This window comes from Streptomyces sp. NPDC052225 (genome assembly GCF_040679615.1).
In the GTDB taxonomy this organism is placed as follows: Bacteria; Actinomycetota; Actinomycetes; order Streptomycetales; family Streptomycetaceae; genus Streptomyces.
The window spans coordinates 176,160-193,957 of record NZ_JBFAVD010000003.1; the positions used below are offsets into that span (position 1 = coordinate 176,160).

The window sequence follows — 17,798 nt, forward strand, 5'->3', positions numbered from 1 at the left end:
CGCTACCGTGGACCAGATGAGCCCCAACGAGCAGAAGCCGGCGGCAGCACCCCGGTCCCTCGCGGAAGCGCTCCGCGCCAGGGACGACGCCTCACTGGCGCGGCTTCTCCGGGCGCGGCCCGATCTGCTCGGGCCGGTGCCGAACGATCTGACGCAGCTCGCGACCCGCGCGGGGACCCGCGCCTCGGTCATCCGCGCCCTGGACCACCTGGACCGGTTCACGCAGCAGGTGGCGCAGGCGCTCGCGGTGGGGCCGGAGCCGGCGACGTACGGGCAGCTTCTCGCGCTGCTGCCCGGCGAGCACACCGCCGACGTGCTGCCGGGCGCCGTCGCCACCCTGCGCGAACAGGCCCTGGTGTGGGGCGGCGACGACCAGCTGCGTCTGGTGCGCACCGCGCGCGAGCTGCTCGCCCCCACACCGCAGCACCCCTCCCCGACCGGCCTCGGGCCGACCGTCGCCGAGGCGACCTCGGGCATGTCGCCGGGACGGATCCAGGAGATCGTCGCCGCGGCCGGGCTGCCCTCCACGCACGACCCGGTCTCCGCGGTGGCCTCGCTCACCGAGCTGTTCACCTCGCCCGAGCGGATGTCGGCGCTGCTCGACGAAGCCCCGGCCGAGTCCGTCGACGTACTGAACCGGCTGGTGTGGGGACCCCCGTACGGGCAGGTCACCGCGCGGCCCGCCGCGCACCTGCGCTGGCTGCTCGACCGGGCGCTGCTCGTGCCCACGAACCCCGGCACCGTCGTGCTGCCACGCGAGGCGGCCCTGCATCTGCGCGGCGGCCGGGCGCACCGGACCCTGGAGCCGCTCGCGCCCGAGGTGCGGGAGAAGGCGACGCACCGTCCACAGGTTGTGGACGCGGCGGCGGCCGCCCAGGCGTACACGGCGCTCGACACCGTCGAGGAGCTCCTGAAGGACTGGGACGAGGGCGGCCCGGCCGTGCTGCGCGCGGGCGGCCTGAGCGTACGGGACCTCAAGCGCACCGCCGCCGCGCTCGACACGACGGAACAGACCGCGGCCTTCTGGGTCGAACTCGCTTATGCGGCAGGGCTGTTGGCGTCCGACGGCGAGGCCGACGAGCGGTACGCGGCGACCCCCGCCTACGACGAGTGGGCCGAGCTGCCCCCGGCCGCGCGGTGGACGCGTCTTGCGACGGCGTGGCTGGCGGCGACCCGCACCGCGGGCCTGGTCGGCGGGCGCGACGGCAAGGACCGCACGCTGTCGGCGCTCGGGCCCCACCTCGACCGCAGTGCGGCGCCGGAGGTGCGGCGCCGGGTGCTCGGCATGGTGGCCGGCCTCCCCGAGGGCGCGGCCCCCGACCCCGAGTCCGTGACCGACCGCCTGACCTGGGAGCGGCCCTCGCCCGGCGCCCTCGACCTGCGCATCCGCCTCGCCCGCTGGACGCTGGAGGAGGCCGAGCTGCTCGGTGTCACCGGCCGCGGCGCGCTCTCCGCGCACGGCCGCGCCCTGCTGGACACCTCGGCGGAGACGCCCGGTGAGACCGCCGTCACCGCCGCCCGCGTCGAGAAGCTCCTCGCCCCGCTCCTGCCCGAGCCGCTCGACCACGTCCTGCTCCAGGCCGACCTCACCGCGGTCGCCCCGGGCCCGCTGGAGCGGCCGCTCGCGGACACCCTCGCCGTCCTCGCCGACGTCGAGTCGAAGGGCGGCGCGACCGTGTACCGGTTCACGCCGGGCTCGGTGCGCCGCGCGCTCGACGCCGGGCGCACCGCCTCCGACCTGCACACCTTCCTGACCCAGCACTCCCGCACGCCGGTTCCGCAGCCGCTCGCCTACCTCATCGACGACGTGGCCCGCCGCCACGGCCACCTGCGCATCGGCGCCGCCTCCGCGTACGTGCGCTGCGACGACGACTCCGTGCTCGGCGAGATCCTGGCCGACTCGCGGTCCGCCGCGCTGCGCCTGCGCCGCCTCGCGCCCACGGTCCTGGCCGCCCAGGCCGACCCGGGCACGCTCCTCGAAGGCCTGCGCTCGATGGGCTTCGCGCCCGCCGCGGAGACCCCCGACGGCGACGTGATGATCACCCGCGCGCACGCCCACCGCACCCCGCCGCGCACCGCCCCCGAGCCGGTCCCCGAGGGGCCGCCGCTGCCCGACGGCACCCTCCTCGACGCCGCGATCCGGTCGATCAGAGCGGGCGACATGGCGGCCACGACGCCGCGCAAGCAGGCCCCGGTCGCGAACGGCGACTTCCCCCGCACCGCCGCCGCCGACACCCTCGCCACGATGCAGGCCGCCGTCATGACGGGCGAGAGCCTGTGGATCGGCTACGTCAACGCCGAGGGCGCCGCCAGCCAGCGCGTCATCGCCCCGATCCGCGTCGAGGGCGGCTTCGTCACGGCGTACGACCACACGGCCGACGAGGTACGGACGTACCCGCTGCACCGGGTGACGGGCGTCGCCGAGCTGGAGCCGGACGCGAGCTGAGTCACGTCACGCAGCCGCCGCGATGCGGCACACTGGACGTTTGGCCGAACGACAGAGGCCGAACGGAAGGGTGCCGCGCGTGAATGGTCCACTGATTGTCCAGTCGGACAAGACCCTGCTCCTGGAGGTCGACCACGAGCAGGCCGACGCCTGCCGCCGGGCGATCGCCCCGTTCGCCGAGCTGGAGCGGGCGCCCGAGCACATCCACACCTACCGGCTCACGCCGCTCGGCCTGTGGAACGCGCGGGCGGCGGGCCATGACGCGGAGCAGGTCGTCGACGCGCTCGTCGAGTTCAGCCGCTACCCCGTGCCGCACGCGCTGCTGGTCGACATCGCCGAGACGATGGACCGCTACGGCCGCCTCACCCTGAGCAAGCACCCGGCCCACGGCCTCGTCCTCACCAGCACCGACCGGCCCGTCCTCGAAGAGATCCTGCGCTCGAAGAAGATCCAGCCGCTGGTCGGCGCCCGCATCGACGCCGACACCGTCGCCGTGCACCCCTCCGAGCGCGGCCAGATCAAGCAGACGCTCCTCAAGCTGGGCTGGCCCGCCGAGGACCTCGCCGGTTACGTCGACGGCGAGGCGCACCCCATCGAGCTCGCCGAGGACGGCTGGTCCCTTCGCCCGTACCAGAAGCAGGCCGTGGAGGGCTTCTGGCACGGCGGCTCCGGTGTCGTCGTGCTGCCCTGTGGAGCGGGCAAGACGCTGGTCGGGGCCGGTGCGATGGCGCAGGCCAAGGCGACGACCCTGATCCTCGTCACCAACACCGTCTCCGCCCGCCAGTGGAAGCACGAGCTGGTGAAGCGGACCTCGCTCACCGAGGACGAGATCGGTGAGTACAGCGGTACGAAGAAGGAGATCCGGCCCGTCACCATCGCCACGTACCAGGTGCTGACGACGAAGCGGAAGGGTGTGTATCCGCACTTGGAGCTGTTCGACTCCCGCGACTGGGGCCTTGTCGTGTACGACGAGGTGCACCTGCTGCCGGCGCCCGTCTTCAAGTTCACCGCCGACCTCCAGGCGCGCCGCCGTCTCGGGCTCACCGCGACCCTCGTCCGCGAGGACGGCCGCGAGTCGGACGTCTTCTCGCTGATCGGCCCGAAGCGGTTCGACGCCCCGTGGAAGGAGATCGAGGCGCAGGGCTACATCGCGCCCGCCGACTGCGTCGAGGTCCGCGTCAACCTCACCGACTCCGAGCGGCTCGCGTACGCCACCGCCGAGGCCGAGGAGAAGTACCGCTTCTGCGCCACCACCGCCACCAAGCGGAAGGTGACCGAGGCGCTGGTGAAGAAGCACGCGGGCGAGCAGACCCTCGTCATCGGCCAGTACATCGACCAACTCGACGAGCTGGGCGCCCACTTGGACGCCCCGGTCATCAAGGGCGAGACGACGAACGCCGTCCGCGAGAAGCTCTTCGAGGCGTTCCGGCAGGGCGAGATCTCCGTTCTCGTCGTGTCGAAGGTCGCCAACTTCTCCATCGACCTGCCGGAAGCCACCGTCGCCATCCAGGTGTCGGGCACCTTCGGTTCGCGGCAGGAAGAGGCCCAGCGGCTCGGCCGCGTGCTGCGCCCGAAGGCCGACGGGCACGAGGCCCGCTTCTACTCGGTCGTCGCCCGCGACACCATCGACCAGGACTTCGCGGCCCACCGCCAGCGCTTCCTGGCCGAGCAGGGCTACGCGTACCGGATCGTCGACGCGGACGAACTCCTCGCCGAGGGCTGACGGCACCCGGCGGCCACGAGGGCGACCCCCAGAATCGGATACGGGGACGCCAACGGCTGCTGCCACCACGCCAGTTGGAGATCCAGGTCTCCCTGGTGGGGCAGCAGCCACATGGTGCGCGCCGTGAAGACGACGGCGAGCGCGACCGCCGTACGGTGCTGCCCCTCCGCCCACAGCACCGCGAGCAGCGGCACGCACCACACCCAGTGGTGCGACCAGCTGACCGGCGAGACGAGCAGCGCGGTCAGCGCCGTGTACGCGACGCCGCGGGCCGGGGTGCGGGCGGCGCGGGCCGCGTACAGGCCCGCCGCCCCGGCGAGCACCGCCGGGACCGCCCAGAGCGGGCCGGGCTCGGTGGTGTGCAGGGCGCGCGCGATCAGCCCCTGCAACGACTGGTTGTCGACGATCCACGCCTTGCCGACCCGGCCCGTCTCGAACAGCCGCCGCGTCCAGAACTCCCAGGCCGCGTACGGCAGTACGGCCGCCCCGACCGCCACCGTCCCGGCGAGACCGAGCACCGCGCGGCCCGCCTCGCGACGGCGCCCGGTGAGCAGCAGGTAGGCGATGAAGACGGCCGGGGTGAGCTTGATCCCGGCCGCGATCCCGAGCGCGACGCCCTTGCCGCGGGCCCCGGCCGGCCTGGTCAGATCCCACAGGATCAGGCAGGCGAGGGCCAGGTTGACCTGGCCGAACAGGGCCGTCTGGAAGACCGGTTCGAGCCACAGGGCGCCCGCCGTGAGCGCGCGGACCGTGGCCCGCGAAGGCCGCAGTCCCGCGAGGCGGCAGGACAGGTGGACCAGCAGGGCGAGCAGCGCGACGTTGCCGAGCAGGCACACCGCCTTGAGTGCGGGCAGCGGCAGCCACGTCGTCGGCACGAAGAGCAGCGCCGCGAACGGCGGGTAGGTGGCGGGGAGTTGCCACCGCGTGACCGTGAACCCGTAGAGCCCGGCGCCACCGTCCCCCCGTGCCGCCGCGGCCCCCTCCGCCCGGTACACCAACACATCGGCCATCGGGGCGTGTTGGACGGCGCAGAGGGTCACGAAGGCCGCGACGGACACGGCGAGCAGGAGGTGGGCGGCGGTTCGTGTGCGTACGGTCACGAGACGTGACTGTAGGTGATCCCGGACGAATCGGGTGACCTTGTGGCGGTGTTGTCCGGCGGGCGGGTGCCCGGATGTCGTGAGGGCGCGATACCGTCGAGGCGTCAACCGCACCGCCCCGGAGGGGACTTCGTGGGGATCGAGAGCGACCAGATCGTCTTCGACTATCTGAGCAGGGTCGGGGACCTGGCCCAGCAGCGCCAGTTGCCGTCCCAGGCCCGGATGCGCCTGGTCTCCGAGCTGCGCAACGAGATCGACCGGCGCCGCGCCAGGGTCACCGTCGACAGCCCCGCCGCCGTGCGCCGCATCCTGGAGCGCCTGGGCAGCCCGGACCGGATCGTCACCGAGGCGCGCGAGAACGGCGGTTCGTCGGGCGGCGCCGCACCGGTGGAGTTCGCGCCGGAGGTGCCCGAGCAGCGGACCGGCCGGGCGGCCGCCCTGCGCAAGATGGTGCCGCGCCCGCGCCGCGAGCCCGCGCCCGAACCCGTACGGGACCTCGACCGGGACGCGCCGTCGCCGCCGCACCTCGCGGGCACCGACGAACTCGGCTCGTCCGCACCGGACATGGACTGGTGGGCCGTCGCCGACGGCGGCCCGGGCGGCCTGGGCGAGACCGACACCGTGCCCGGGTTCACGGGCGGCGTCGAGATCCCGGACATTCTCAAGTCGCCGCCGAAGCGGGACGCGCCCGACCTGCGCAAGAAGCCGCTCCCCGAGGTCATCGAGGCCGACGACGCGGCCGACGAGGAGGACGAGGTCATCGAGGCCGCGGCCTCGCGGCGCACCCTGCCCCGCCTCGGCCCCGCCGCCGGCTGGACCAACCCGCTGCTCCTGCTCGCCGCCGTGGCCCTGGTCGCGGGCGCGATCCTGGGCAACGTCCTGGCGCTGCTGCTCGGCTGGGCCGTCGTCTACCTCTCCCGCCGGCTCACCCTCGGCCAGAAGAAGTGGGCCGTCTTCGGCCTGCCGGGGCTCGCCGCGGCGGGTGGCATCGTCTGGCTGTGGGGCCGCAGCGAAGGCCGCTGGGGCGAGCCGATCGCCGACGGCCGGATGAGCGGAGCGCTCGCCGACACCTGGCCGTGGGTCCTGCGCTGCGCGGCCGTCGCCTCGGCCCTGTACCTGGTCTGGCGCTCCCAGCGAAGCCGATGACCGGTCAGCGCGTCAGGTCGGACTGGAGCTCCGTCAGGATCTGGTTCGCCGCCGTGTAGCCGATGCCCTGGATCCACAGCTCGTCGTCCACCTGGAAGACCTTGCCGTCCTTGACGGCCTTGAGGTTCTTCCACAGGCCGCTCGTCGTGGTCTGCGTGACCTTCGCCTTGCCCGGACTGCCGTACGTGGACGTGAAGATGACGTCCGCGTCCGCCTTGTCGATCTGCTCGGGGCTGACGTCGTACGAGAAGCCGTCCTTGGCCTTGTCGGTGATCGCGGGCCGGCCGACGCCGACGTCGGCGAGGATCGTGCCGATGTAGTTCCGCTCGCCGTAGATGCGGATGTCGGCGCCCTCGACGAAGCGGACGACGTTGACGTCCGTCCTCGCCGCCTTCGCCTTCCCGCCGAGCGCCTTGGTGACCGCCGCGGCGCGGGCCTCGTACTTCTTGATCACCGTCTTCGCCCGCGCCTTCTTGCCGAGCGCGTCCGCGTGGACCAGGAAGTTCTGCTTCCAGGGGTAGCCGGTCGTCTCGGTCAGGACGGTCGGGGCGATGGCGCTGAGCTGCTTGTACCGCTGCCCGTCGCGGACCTTGGAGCTGAGGATCAGATCGGGCTTGAGGCCGGCGATCTTCTCCAGGTTCGGCGCGGTGATCTCGCCGACTTCCGTGATGTCCTTCGTCGCGGACTTCGGGAGGTACGAGAGGAAGGCGTCCTCGGCACCGGCCCGGGTGGCCCCGACGGGCGTCACGCCGAGCGTGACCGCCGAGTCCAGCTCGGCGGTGTCGAGGACGACGACGCGCTTCGGGGCGTTCTTGACCTTCACGTCGCCCATCGCGGTCTTCACGGTGTGCGTCGTGCTCGTGGGACCGGACGCCTTCTTCCCGGAGTCGTCCGAGGTGCAGGCCGTCAGGGACAGGGTGAGACCGAGTGCGAGGGTGCCGATGCCAGTGCCGCGGTGCTTGAGCATGGGGTGCCTTTCGGGTCGCGTCTGACGGGCGTACGGACAGGCTTGAAGGTCAGGCGGTGGCGCTCCACGGCGCGCCGGGGACCACCAGGGGCGAGCCGGTCACCGGGTCGGGGACGACCACGCAGTCCAGGCCGAAGACCTCTTTCACGAGGTCCGCGGTGACGATCTTGGAGGGGGCGCCCTCGGCGACGATCCGGCCCGCCTTCATGGCCACGAGGTGGTCGGCGTACCGGGCCGCCTGGTTGAGGTCGTGCAGGACGACGGCGACCGTGCGCCCCTTGTCGTGGTTCAACTGCCGTACGAGGTCCAGGACTTCGACCTGGTGCGAGATGTCCAGGTAGGTCGTGGGCTCGTCCAGGAGCAGGATCTCCGTCTCCTGGGCGAGGGCCATGGCGATCCAGACGCGCTGGCGCTGGCCGCCGGAGAGCTCGTCAACGCTGCGGTCGGCGAGCGTCGCGACATCGGTGCGCTCCATGGCGTCCGTGACGGCCTTCTCGTCCGCGTCCGACCACTGCTGCCACCAGTGCTGGTGCGGCTGGCGGCCGCGCGAGACCAGGTCGGCGACCGTGATCGCCTCGGGCGCGGTGGGCGACTGGGGGAGCAGCCCGATCTGCTGGGCGATCCTCTTGGTCGGGACCTCCGCGAGGGCCTTGCCGTCGAGGACCACCGAGCCGCTCTTCGGCTTGAGCAGGCGGCCGAGCGCGCGCAGGGTCGTCGACTTGCCGCAGGCGTTCGGGCCGACGATCACCGTGACCTGCCCGTCGGGTATGTCCAGGTCGAGGTCGTGCACGACGGTGCGGTCCTCGTAGGCGAGCGTCAGGTCGCGGGCCGAGAGCCGGCTCATGCGGTGCCTCCGGAAGGGCGGACGGTACGGCTGCGGACGATCAGCCAGATCAGGTACGGGGCTCCGACCGCGGCCGTGAGCACGCCGACCGGGAGTTCGGTGGGGGAGAAGAGACGGCGCGCGAGCAGGTCGCCGACGACCACGATCAGCGCCCCGAGCAGCGCCGAGCAGACCAGCGGGATCTGTGCGGTCCGGGTGAGGCGGCGGGCGATCTGCGGGGCGAGCAGCGCCACGAAGTCGACCGGGCCGGCCGCGCCCGTGGCGACGGAGGCCAGGATGACGCCGAGCGCCACCAGGCCGAGCCGGACCCGGCCGAGCCGGACGCCGAGCGCCGTGGCCGTGTCGTCGTCCAGGGAGACCGTGCGCTGCGCGCGGGCCGCCCATGCGACGCACGGCACGAGGACGAGCAGGACCAGGGCGAGGGGCCGCGCCTCGGGCCAGCCGCGGCCGTTGAGGGACCCGGTCATCCAGATCTGGGCCTGCTGGGCGACCAGGTAGTCGCCCTTCGTCATGAACAGGGTCGTCACCGAGCGCAGGGCGATCGCGAAGCCGATGCCGATCAGGACGAACCGGGTGGCGTGCAGGCCGCCGCGCCAGGCGAAGACGTAGACGAGCGCGGCGGCGACGACACCGCCCGCGACGGACACGTACGGCAGCGCGGCCGTGCTGGTCAGCCCGAAGGTCATCGCGGCGACCGTCACCGCGCTCGCGCCCTGGCTGATGCCGATGATGTCGGGGCTGGCGAGGGGGTTGCGGGCGACCGTCTGGATCAGCGCGCCCGCGACGCCGAACGCCGCGCCCACCAGGAGCCCGACGACCATCCGCGGCTCGCGCAGCGTCCCGACGACCAGCTCGTCCGGCGACGGCCGGCCGGTGACGACCTTGAGGACCTCGACGGGGCTGGTGAACGTCTCGCCCACGCAGAGATAGGCGAGACAGGCGGCGGCCAGGAGCAGAGCCAGCACCCCCGCGACGACCGTCGCCCTGCGGTGCAGCAGGAAGCGGGCGCGTCCGGCGCGCAGGACGGCGTAACCGGAGGGCCGCACCCCTGCTCGTACGAGCGTGCTCACGCGGGCACCGCCTTCCTGCGCACCAGGGTGACCAGGAACGGCACCCCGATCAGCGCCGTCATCACGCCCGCGGGCACCTCGCTCGGCGGGAAGATCACCCGGCCCACGGTGTCCGAGACGAGCAGCATCACCGGCCCGGTGAGCGCGGCCATCGGCAGCAGCCAGCGGTGGTCGGAGCCGACGAGGGCGCGGGCGATGTGCGGCACGGCGAGCCCGATGAAGGCGATCGGCCCGGCGGCGGCGACCCCGACTCCGGTGAGCACCGTCGCGCCGAGTCCGCCCACGATCCGTACGGTCGCGACGCGCTGTCCGAGCCCCTTCGCCACGTCCTCGCCGAGCGCGAGCGCGTCCAGGCCGCGCGCGATCGAGTACACGAGCACCACCCCCACGAGCAGGAACGGCCAGATCTGGCCGACCAGTTCGGAGTCGCGCCCGGAGAGCGAGCCGACCTGCCAGAACCGGAACTCGTCGAGCGCGGACGCCTTCGTGGTGAGGACCGCGGTCGTCACGGAGACGAGCAGGGCGTTGATCGCGGCGCCGCCGAGCGCCAGCTTCACCGGCGTCGCGCCGCCTCTGCCGCTGGACGCGATCGCGTAGACGGCGACCGAGGCGAGACCCGCGCCCACGAACGCGAACCACACGTACCCGGTCAGCGTGTGGACACCGGCGTACGCGATGGCGAGCACGACACCCACCGACGCGCCCTGGCTGATGCCGAGGATGCCCGGGTCGGCGATCGGATTGCGGGTGATGCCCTGCAACACGGTGCCCGCGAGCGCGAGTGCCGCCCCCACCATCAGTCCGACGAGCGTGCGCGGCAGCCGCAGCCCGCGCACCACCTCGGCGGCGTCACTGTGTCCACCGTGCAACAGGGCGTCGAACACGGCGGACGGGGCTATCGCGCGGGCGCCGACCGCGAGGCTGAGCAGCACCGCGAGCGCCAGGGCCACGGCCGCCGCCACGATCGCGACGGCGCGGCGTCTGACGGGCATGGGCGTGTTCTCCGCGAGATCGAGACCGGGGTGTGGCCGGTATGTGGACTTGGTAAGGCTTAGCTAAGTATGCGTTGTGAAGGTCATCGTATGCCCGGGCACAATGGCCCCCATGGCTGCCCTCAAGGACCCCGCGCTCACCGTCGGCTTCGACCTCGACATGACCCTGATCGACTCGAGGCCCGGCATCCGCACGACGTGGGTCGCCCTGTCCGAGCAGACCGGTACGTACGTCGACGCCGACCTGGTCGTCACGCGCCTGGGCCCGCCGCTCACCGACGAGCTCGCGAACTGGTTCCCGGCCGAACGGATCCCGGCCATGGCCGACCTCTACCGTGAGATGTATCCCACATACGGCATCGAGCCGACGCTGCCGATGCCGGGCGTCCACGAGACGATGGCCGCCGTGCACGCGGCCGGCGGCCGGGCGATCGTCGTCACCGCCAAGTACGAGCCCAACGCGAAGCTGCACCTCAAGCACCTGGGCATCGACGCCGACGCCGTCATCGGCGACCTGTGGGCCGAGGGCAAGGGCGAGGCGCTGCGCGAGTACGGCGCGAGCATCTACGTGGGCGACCACGTCGGAGACGTCCGCGGCGCCCGCGCGGCCGGCGCCCTCTCGGTGGGCGTCACCACGGGCCCGTGCGACGCAGCCGAACTGCGGGCGGCGGGCGCCGACGTGGTGCTCGGAAACCTGACCGAATTCCCGGCCTGGCTGGAAAGCTACGTCGAGCGCGCCTGACGGCGCTGCGCCGCGACGCCGCGCAGAACTCCCGCGGCGGCGAGCAGAAAACCGATCCCCATCAACATGCACACCGCATAAGCGATGGACGGGAACGGATCGGTGTCCAGGAACAGAGGGGCCATCGTGACGAGGGTGGCGATCGCTCCTACGACGAAGACGATGCCACCGGCTTTCACGAGGCCGTCGCCGGGTCCTGACTCGGTGGCCCGGGAATTGGCTTGGGTTTTGTCGCGCACCCAGCCAGGGTAGTTCCCAGCGCAGAGGGACAAGCAAAGGGAACCGTTCGGCGACACCTTGTCACCGGCCCCGTGCGCCATAGTCTTGGTCACGGCGGGTCGCACACCACGACCCGTCGTACTGCTATCCAGAGCGTTTTCTTTCTAGTACGAGGACGAGGACTTCACGTGCCTACCGGCAAGGTCAAGTGGTTCAACAGCGAGAAGGGCTTCGGCTTCCTCTCCCGCGACGACGGCGGCGACGTCTTCGTGCACTCCTCGGTACTTCCCGCCGGCGTAGACGCTCTCAAGCCCGGCCAGCGCGTGGAGTTCGGGGTGGTCGCGGGACAGCGCGGCGACCAGGCGCTCTCCGTCACCATCCTCGACCCGACCCCGTCCGTCGCCGTGGCCCAGCGCCGCAAGCCGGACGAACTGGCGTCCATCGTCCAGGACTTGACGACGCTGCTCGAGAACATCACGCCGATGCTGGAGCGCGGCCGCTACCCCGACAAGGCCGCGGGGGCGAAGATCGCGGGCCTGCTCCGCGCGGTCGCCGACCAGCTGGACGTCTGAGGCCCCGCCGCGCCGTGTGCGTCTCGAGCGCGCCCGCCGTCTTCGCCGACACGGCGTTGTACGTCGGGCGCGTGACGCATCCCCGGCGCGGCACGGTCCACGTCCTCGGCTACCGCAACACCGCCGAGAACAGGGGCGACGGCCCCAACGCGATGCTGCTGCACCTGCCCGCGGCCCGCCCCCTGCGCCCCGCCGACTTCCTCTTCACACAGCACCATCCGCACCTGATGGACGCGCTGCTCGACGCCGCCGCACCGCCGCCTCCGGCGCTGATGAGCGACGGCATGGACTGGATGGACGGGACCGGGACCGAGGCCCCGCCGCCCGCCCAGATCTTCGACCACGACATCTACACCGTGGTCCTCGCCGCCGACGCCCGCGCGATCCCGGCCGCGCTCGCCGAGGTCCCCCGGCGCAGGCGCCCGCGCGTCGACCCGCTGCTCATCGACTTCTACGCGCAGCGCTACCCGGACCACGCGCTCGCCCTGTGCTGCTTCGACAACGCCGAAGCGGAGCGCGCCGCCCCGCTGTTCCTCCGGTACCACCCGCACGACCCGGACCTGCTGACCGCGCCCGCCCTCGACTGCCACACCGGCGGCCCGCCCGTGCGCGGCAGGCCCGTCGCCACCGACCACCGGCTGGTCTTCGGCACCGACGAGGGCGGCCCCGCCTGGGGCGAGCCGGTCGACTACCCGGCGGGCGTCCACGGCGGCGGCCTGCGCCGCTCGCTGCGCGCCTTCCTGCCGGACCGGGTCATGGGCGCCGCCTTCACGCACCGGACGCTGCCCAACGGCGACTTCGCCCTCGCCCACGACGACCTGCTCGCGGGCCGCCTCGACCGCATCGTGCGCGTGCCCCCGGCGTCCTGGGGACCCCCTGTCGCACTGGGCTAGGGGAATGCGAGCGCGTCCGGCCCGAGCGCCGGGACCAGGCCCTCGGCCGCGGCCCGGGTCAGCAGACCCCGCACCGCCGCGTAGCCGTCCTCGCCGAGGTCGGCGGTGAACTCGTTGACGTACAGGCCGATGTGCTGGTCGGCCACGGCCGGGTCCATCTCCTGCGCGTGCTCCATCACGTACGGGCGCGAGGCCTCGGGGTCGTCCCAGGCCGCGCGCACCGACGCGCGGATCGTCTCGGCGTACGAGCGCAGCGTCTCGGCCCCGAGGTCGCGGCGGGCGATGATCGCGCCGAGCGGGATCGGCAGGCCCGTCGTGGTCTCCCAGTGCTCGCCCATGTCGGCGAGCTTGTGCAGACCGTAGTTCTGGTACGTGAAGCGGGCCTCGTGGATGACGAGCCCGGCGTCGATCTTCCCGTCGCGCACGGCGGGCATGATCTCGTGGAACGGCATGACGACGATCTCGCCGACACCCCCGGGCACGACATCCGCGGCCCACAGCCGGAACAGCAGATAAGCGGTGGAGGTCTCGCTGGGCACGGCGACCCGCTTGCCGGAGAGGTCGACGCCGGCCTCCCGCGTCAGCACCAGGGGCCCGCAACCGCGCCCGAGCGCGCCGCCGCACGGCAGCAGCGCGTAGTCGTCCAGGACGTACGGCAGGACCGCGTAACTCACCTTCAGGACGTCGTACGTGTCCTCGCGGCGCTCGGCGACGCCGTTGGTGATGTCGATGTCGGCGAACGTCACGTCGAGCGCGGGGGCGCCCGGGACGCGGCCGTGGGCCCAGGCGTCGAAGACGAAGGTGTCGTTCGGGCAGGGCGAGAAGGCGATGCGTGCGGTCTGTTCCGTCATGTGTTCTTCCAACTCTCCAGTACGGGCGCCCACTTCCCGAACGCGTCGGTGAGTGCGGCGAGCGCGTCACCGATGCGCCAGGCGGCGCGGTCGCGGGGGCCGACGGCGTTGGAGACGGCGCGGATCTCGGCCACGGGCACGTGGTGCGCGGCGGCCGCCTCGGCGACACCGAAGCCTTCCATCGCCTCGGCGACGGCGCCGGGGTGCGACTGGGCCAGGAGAGCCGCGCGGTCGGCGGTACCGGTCACCGTGGAGACGGTGAGCACGGTGCCGACAGCACAGGGCGTGGCCGCGGCGAGGTCTCGTACGAGGGACGCCGGCGGACGGTGGGTGACGGTGCCGAAACCGAGGTCGGTGACCGGGACGAAGCCCTCGGGGGTCTCGGCGCCGAGGTCGGCCGCGGTGATCGCGTCGGCGACCAGGACCGCGCCGGGCGCCGCCGTGAAGCCGCCGCCGATGCCGGCCGAGACGACCAGGGCGTAGGGGCGGCCGGTGAGTTCGGCGCGGGTGAGAGCGGTGGCCGTGCCGGCCGCGGCGGCGGCCGGGCCGACGCCTACGGCGATGACGTCGATGCCGGGATGTTCACGTACGCCGTGTGCCACCGCGTCCCGTTCGGCGGGGACGGCGGTGGCGACCAGGACGCGCGCGATATCCGTCAGCTGTCCTTCTTGAGCTTGAACGACCACAGGCCGTACGCCTTCGAGTTGCCGCCCGACAGGATCGTGACCGTGGTGGCCGAGCCGGTGGCGCCGTACTGCTGGTTGAAGAACACGCTGCCCGGGACGGTGCGGTACGTCTTCTTGCTGGCGTCCGTGAGCGGCTGACCGTTCATCAGGATCGTCCAGCCCTTGTCCGCGATCTCCGGGTCCACACCGAAGCGCACGGTCTCGTCGGGGTCGACCTTGATGGACTTGGCGTCCTTGTCCTTGAGGCAGCCCTGGAGCGACGACGGCTTGAGCGCGTCGCCGTCGTTGTAGCAGGTGGCCTCGGAGTTCACCGTGCTGCGGCCCACCGTGATGGTGGCCAGCGGGGTCGGCTTGTCGCAGGCGGAGAGGACGAGCAGTCCGGCGCCGACGGCACCGGCGGCGGCCATGGCGCGGCGGTGGCGCGCGGCGAAACGCTGGGAGGTCATGGGCGAAGGCTATCTGGACCCGCCTGTGCGTTTGCCGGGTGGGTCGATCGTCGGCGTGTGCGGGTTGTATGTGGCTGGTCGCGCAGTTCCCCGCGCCCCTGAAATGCAGGCGCTGCGCGCCGCATTTCTCCGATGAAGGCTGAGCGGCGAAGCCGCAAGCCTTCAGGGGCGCGGGGAACTGCGCGACCAGCCCCCACCGAACCCGCAGCCGCCGACGAGACGAGATCCGGCAGACGCTCAGGCGACCCGAGCCGACCGCACCGGCCCACTGCGACGCGCCGCCGCCAGCAGGCCCCGTACCGTCGTCAGCCACCCCACCGCCACGATCGCGGCCGCCACGGAGAGCCCGAGCGCCCCGTTCAACGGCAGCGCGATCCCGATCGCCCCGCCCACCACCCAGGCCACCTGAAGCAACGTCTCCGAGCGCGCGAACGCGGACGTACGCACCGCCTCCGGCACATCCCGCTGGATCGTCGCGTCCAGCGACAGCTTGGACAGGGCCTGCGCGAACCCGGCGAACGCCGCGAGGCACGCCGTCATCAGCGCCCCGAAGAAGATCGCCGACGTGATCGCGACGCCGAGCACGACCGCCACCACGGTCACGATGATCACCTCGGGCGCCCGCGCCTTCAGCCACGCCCCGACCGCCGTCCCCAGCGCGTTCCCGGCCCCCGCCGCCACTCCGACGATGCCGAGCGACACGGCCGCGCTCTGCCCCGTCATCGGATGCTCGCGCAGCAGGAACGCCAGGAAGAAGATCAGGAACCCGGAGAGGCACTTCAGTGACGCGTTCGCCCCGAGCGCGTGCGTGACGGCCGGGCCGACGGTGCGCAGACCGGGCCTGCGCTGTCGTTCCGTCCGCTTCGCGGGGCCGTGCAGATGCTCCTCGTCCGCGGCGAGCAGCGCCTTGCTCTCGCCCTTCGCCGAGTCGACCTTGTGCGGCATCGAGAACGACAGGAACATCCCGGCCACGTACAGCGTGAACGCCCCGAACAGCGGCCAGCGCGGGCCGAGGGACTGCAACCCCGCCCCGATCGGCGCCGCCGCCCCCGTGGCGAGCAGCCCCGCCAGGGTCACCCGCGAGTTCGCCTTCACCAGGGAGAAGCCGGTCGGCAGCAGGCGCGGCACGACCGCCGAGCGCACCACCCCGTACGCCTTCGACGCCACGAGCACGCCGAGCGCCGCCGGGTACAGCTCCAGGCTGCCGGACACCACCGCGCCCGACAGGACGAGCGCGAGCAGCGCCCGCGCCAGCATGGAACCGGCCATCGCGGCGCGCCGCCCGTGCGGCAGCCGGTCCAGGAGCGGGCCGATGACAGGGGCCAGGAGTGTGAACGGCGCCATCGTGATCGCCAGGTAGAGCGCGACCCGGCCGCGCGCCTCGTCCGTCGGCACGGAGAAGAAGACCGTCGACGCGAGCGCAATCGTGATCATTACGTCGCCCGCGCCGTTCACGGCATGCAGTTCGATCAGTTTGCCGAGGCCCGACTCGCCCGCGCCGTGCGCGTGTGTCGCCTTCCGGATACCGCGCGCGGTGCCCGTGAACGGCAGGTGGAGGGCACGGCCGACCTTGCGGACGGCCCCGCGAACCGGGCCCGAACCGCCGTACTCGTACCGTGTCGCGCCGGACGGACCGGAGGACGACCTTGCGGCAGCCACCCGTTCATAGTGCCCCTTGAACGGGCGTACTAGTGCCGTTATGGGGGTGCGGGTCTGCTTTCGCGTCCGGTGCGGCTCGTACGTCGGTGTGGGCGCAGCGCGCGGGAAGAGGTAGCGTGCGTAGCGCGCCCGCGGCGGTTGTTCTCGGCCGCGCGCCTCTCGGCCATCCCGCAGAATGGATGGCGTAGGTGCGCCCGGAACGTCGGGCACGGACGTCGACGCGGCCCTCCGGTCCGCTCCGTCCGCGCTCCCGCTCACCGGACGGCGCACTCGTGAGACGGCGTAGGAGAGAAGCGATACCTGTGAGCGCAGCGACAACGCGAAGCCGCACCCCTGACCGTCTGTGCGCCGAGGCGGTCGACCTCGCCCGGACAGCGGCCGAGGAGGCCGCCGCCCCCGGAGTGGTCGGCGAGCACGTCGAGACGGTCGTCGAGGGCGACCGCGTCGTCACGCATCTCTTCGAGTGCAAGGAGTTCGGCTACCGCGGCTGGCGCTGGGCGGTGACCGTCGCCCGGGCCTCGCGTGCCAAGTACGTCACCCTCGACGAGACCGTGCTCCTTCCCGGGCCCGACGCGCTGCTGGCCCCCGAGTGGGTGCCGTGGAGCGAGCGGCTGCGCCCCGGCGACCTCGGCCCCGGCGACCTGCTGCCCACCGAGTCCGACGACCTGCGCCTGGAGCCCGGCTACACCGGCGAGGACGCCCCGCCGCCGAACTCGCCCGTCTCCGAGGAGATGGCCGAGCTCGTCGGGGCCGAGGACATCGAGTTCGCCGAGCCCGCGCCGGAGCCGGTCGTCGTGCCGGCCCGCGGCTCCATCGCGGCCGTCGCCGAGGAACTGGGGCTGCGCCGTGCCCGGGTCCTGTCCCGGTACGGGCTGCACGTCGCGGCCGACCGCTGGGAGGAGTCCTTCGGCGCGAAGACGCCGATGGCGCAGGCGGCCCCGGCCACGTGCGTCTCCTGCGGCTTCCTCACCCCGATCGGCGGCTCGCTGGGCCAGGCCTTCGGTGTCTGCGCCAACGAGTTCTCGCCCGCGGACGGGCGGGTCGTCTCCCTGGCGTACGGGTGCGGGGGGCACTCCGAGGCCGCGGTCATGCCGAAGCCGGCGCGGCCGGCTCCGCCGGTGATCGACGAGACCGTGGTCGACGTTCTTCCTTTGCGGCCGGCGGCGGATTCCGGGTCGGTGGGCGAGGCTCCCGCCGAGGGTGCGGATGATTTGGGGCACTCGTAAGCGCCTGCGCGTCTGCCGGGTGATCGGTTCGTAGGCGGGTAGCGGTCCGGTGGGGGCTGGTCGCGCAGTTCCCCGCGCCCCTGAGATGCGCACTTCGTGCGCCATCTCATAGGGCGCGCTCGCGGAGCCGCGCCTTTATCGGGGAAATGCGACGCGAAGCGTCTGCATTTCAGGGGCGCGGGGAACTGCGCGACCAGCCACGAACCACCCGCAGCC

17 protein-coding genes are annotated in these 17,798 nt (G+C 72.8%); 7 read left to right on the forward strand and 10 right to left on the reverse strand.

Annotation, left to right across the window (positions count from 1 at the left end):
- Nucleotides 1-16 precede the first annotated feature (16 nt).
- Together AB0L37_RS06455 and AB0L37_RS06460 are read left to right on the forward strand one after the other, a co-directional pair.
- Nucleotides 17-2,446, forward strand: coding sequence for a helicase C-terminal domain-containing protein (locus AB0L37_RS06455; protein WP_365500968.1), 2,430 nt, complete (start codon nucleotides 17-19; stop codon nucleotides 2,444-2,446).
- 79 nt (nucleotides 2,447-2,525) lie between these two features.
- Nucleotides 2,526-4,169: a DNA repair helicase XPB gene (locus AB0L37_RS06460; RefSeq protein ID WP_365500970.1), complete on the forward strand. Its 1,644-nt coding sequence runs from the start codon at nucleotides 2,526-2,528 to the stop codon at nucleotides 4,167-4,169.
- Here AB0L37_RS06460 and AB0L37_RS06465 read toward each other — a convergent pair.
- The gene (locus AB0L37_RS06465) at nucleotides 4,121-5,236 is read right to left on the reverse strand and encodes a glycosyltransferase 87 family protein (protein WP_365501436.1); all 1,116 of its coding nucleotides are present in this window, start codon (nucleotides 5,234-5,236) and stop codon (nucleotides 4,121-4,123) included. The two genes, AB0L37_RS06460 and AB0L37_RS06465, sit on opposite strands and share 49 nt — an antisense overlap.
- 165 nt (nucleotides 5,237-5,401) lie before the next feature.
- Here AB0L37_RS06465 and AB0L37_RS06470 point away from each other — a divergent pair, with 165 nt between their 5' ends.
- Nucleotides 5,402-6,415 (forward strand): hypothetical protein, encoded by a 1,014-nt coding sequence (locus AB0L37_RS06470; protein ID WP_365500972.1) that lies wholly within the window; start codon nucleotides 5,402-5,404, stop codon nucleotides 6,413-6,415.
- A gap of 4 nt (nucleotides 6,416-6,419) precedes the next feature.
- On the opposite strand, the gene AB0L37_RS06475 is transcribed toward AB0L37_RS06470, so the two are convergent.
- From AB0L37_RS06475 to AB0L37_RS06490, 4 genes are read right to left on the reverse strand one after another with little or no spacing between them, the layout of a single operon-like run.
- Complete coding sequence (locus AB0L37_RS06475) at nucleotides 6,420-7,382, reverse strand: iron-siderophore ABC transporter substrate-binding protein (protein WP_365500974.1); 963 nt, start codon at nucleotides 7,380-7,382, stop codon at nucleotides 6,420-6,422.
- A gap of 49 nt (nucleotides 7,383-7,431) precedes the next feature.
- A complete protein-coding gene (locus AB0L37_RS06480) occupies nucleotides 7,432-8,226 on the reverse strand; it encodes an ABC transporter ATP-binding protein (protein ID WP_365500976.1) in 795 nt (264 codons plus the stop codon).
- Nucleotides 8,223-9,296, reverse strand: coding sequence for an iron ABC transporter permease (locus tag AB0L37_RS06485; RefSeq protein ID WP_365500978.1), 1,074 nt, complete (start codon nucleotides 9,294-9,296; stop codon nucleotides 8,223-8,225). The genes AB0L37_RS06480 and AB0L37_RS06485 overlap by 4 nt, the downstream gene beginning before the upstream one ends.
- Nucleotides 9,293-10,288 carry an iron ABC transporter permease gene (locus AB0L37_RS06490; RefSeq protein WP_365500980.1) on the reverse strand — a complete coding sequence of 332 codons (996 nt, stop codon included), beginning with the start codon at nucleotides 10,286-10,288 and terminating at the stop codon, nucleotides 9,293-9,295. Before AB0L37_RS06490 ends, AB0L37_RS06485 begins: the two co-directional genes overlap by 4 nt.
- Before the next feature lie 112 nt (nucleotides 10,289-10,400).
- On the opposite strand from AB0L37_RS06490, the gene AB0L37_RS06495 reads away from it, so the two are divergent.
- Nucleotides 10,401-11,030, forward strand: a complete 630-nt coding sequence (locus AB0L37_RS06495; protein WP_365500982.1) for an HAD family hydrolase — start codon at nucleotides 10,401-10,403, stop codon at nucleotides 11,028-11,030.
- Here AB0L37_RS06495 and AB0L37_RS06500 read toward each other — a convergent pair.
- Nucleotides 11,012-11,269 carry a hypothetical protein gene (locus AB0L37_RS06500; protein ID WP_365500984.1) on the reverse strand — a complete coding sequence of 86 codons (258 nt, stop codon included), beginning with the start codon at nucleotides 11,267-11,269 and terminating at the stop codon, nucleotides 11,012-11,014. The two genes, AB0L37_RS06495 and AB0L37_RS06500, sit on opposite strands and share 19 nt — an antisense overlap.
- 168 nt (nucleotides 11,270-11,437) lie before the next feature.
- Here AB0L37_RS06500 and AB0L37_RS06505 point away from each other — a divergent pair, with 168 nt between their 5' ends.
- Together AB0L37_RS06505 and AB0L37_RS06510 are read left to right on the forward strand one after the other, a co-directional pair.
- The gene (locus AB0L37_RS06505; protein ID WP_365500985.1) at nucleotides 11,438-11,821 is read left to right on the forward strand and encodes a cold-shock protein; all 384 of its coding nucleotides are present in this window, start codon (nucleotides 11,438-11,440) and stop codon (nucleotides 11,819-11,821) included.
- A 71-nt stretch (nucleotides 11,822-11,892) separates the two neighbouring features.
- Complete coding sequence (locus AB0L37_RS06510) at nucleotides 11,893-12,714, forward strand: hypothetical protein (RefSeq protein ID WP_365500987.1); 822 nt, start codon at nucleotides 11,893-11,895, stop codon at nucleotides 12,712-12,714.
- Here AB0L37_RS06510 and AB0L37_RS06515 read toward each other — a convergent pair.
- The 4 genes from AB0L37_RS06515 to AB0L37_RS06530 form a co-directional block, all read right to left on the reverse strand.
- The gene (locus tag AB0L37_RS06515) at nucleotides 12,711-13,565 is read right to left on the reverse strand and encodes a 1,4-dihydroxy-6-naphthoate synthase (protein WP_365500989.1); all 855 of its coding nucleotides are present in this window, start codon (nucleotides 13,563-13,565) and stop codon (nucleotides 12,711-12,713) included. The genes AB0L37_RS06510 and AB0L37_RS06515 overlap by 4 nt on opposite strands.
- Nucleotides 13,562-14,251, reverse strand: coding sequence for a futalosine hydrolase (locus AB0L37_RS06520; protein WP_365500991.1), 690 nt, complete (start codon nucleotides 14,249-14,251; stop codon nucleotides 13,562-13,564). The genes AB0L37_RS06515 and AB0L37_RS06520 overlap by 4 nt, the downstream gene beginning before the upstream one ends.
- Nucleotides 14,221-14,697, reverse strand: coding sequence for a DUF2771 domain-containing protein (locus AB0L37_RS06525; protein ID WP_365500993.1), 477 nt, complete (start codon nucleotides 14,695-14,697; stop codon nucleotides 14,221-14,223). Before AB0L37_RS06525 ends, AB0L37_RS06520 begins: the two co-directional genes overlap by 31 nt.
- A gap of 237 nt (nucleotides 14,698-14,934) precedes the next feature.
- Nucleotides 14,935-16,248: an MFS transporter gene (locus AB0L37_RS06530; protein WP_365501438.1), complete on the reverse strand. Its 1,314-nt coding sequence runs from the start codon at nucleotides 16,246-16,248 to the stop codon at nucleotides 14,935-14,937.
- Nucleotides 16,249-16,658: 410 nt separating this feature from the next.
- On the opposite strand from AB0L37_RS06530, the gene AB0L37_RS06535 reads away from it, so the two are divergent.
- Complete coding sequence (locus AB0L37_RS06535) at nucleotides 16,659-17,582, forward strand: DUF3027 domain-containing protein (protein ID WP_365500995.1); 924 nt, start codon at nucleotides 16,659-16,661, stop codon at nucleotides 17,580-17,582.
- The last annotated feature ends 216 nt before the right edge of the window (nucleotides 17,583-17,798 follow it).

Excerpts from the sequence above, each read along its gene's own strand:
- AB0L37_RS06455 (WP_365500968.1), top strand. The coding sequence starts at position 17 with ATGAGCCCCAACGAGCAGAAGCCGGCGGCAGCACCCCGGTCCCTCGCG.
- AB0L37_RS06475 (WP_365500974.1), bottom strand. The coding sequence starts at position 7,382 with ATGCTCAAGCACCGCGGCACTGGCATCGGCACCCTCGCACTCGGTCTC.
- AB0L37_RS06480 (WP_365500976.1), bottom strand. The coding sequence starts at position 8,226 with ATGAGCCGGCTCTCGGCCCGCGACCTGACGCTCGCCTACGAGGACCGC.
- AB0L37_RS06490 (WP_365500980.1), bottom strand. The coding sequence starts at position 10,288 with ATGCCCGTCAGACGCCGCGCCGTCGCGATCGTGGCGGCGGCCGTGGCC.
- AB0L37_RS06495 (WP_365500982.1), top strand. The coding sequence starts at position 10,401 with ATGGCTGCCCTCAAGGACCCCGCGCTCACCGTCGGCTTCGACCTCGAC.
- AB0L37_RS06515 (WP_365500989.1), bottom strand. The coding sequence starts at position 13,565 with ATGACGGAACAGACCGCACGCATCGCCTTCTCGCCCTGCCCGAACGAC.
- AB0L37_RS06525 (WP_365500993.1), bottom strand. The coding sequence starts at position 14,697 with ATGACCTCCCAGCGTTTCGCCGCGCGCCACCGCCGCGCCATGGCCGCC.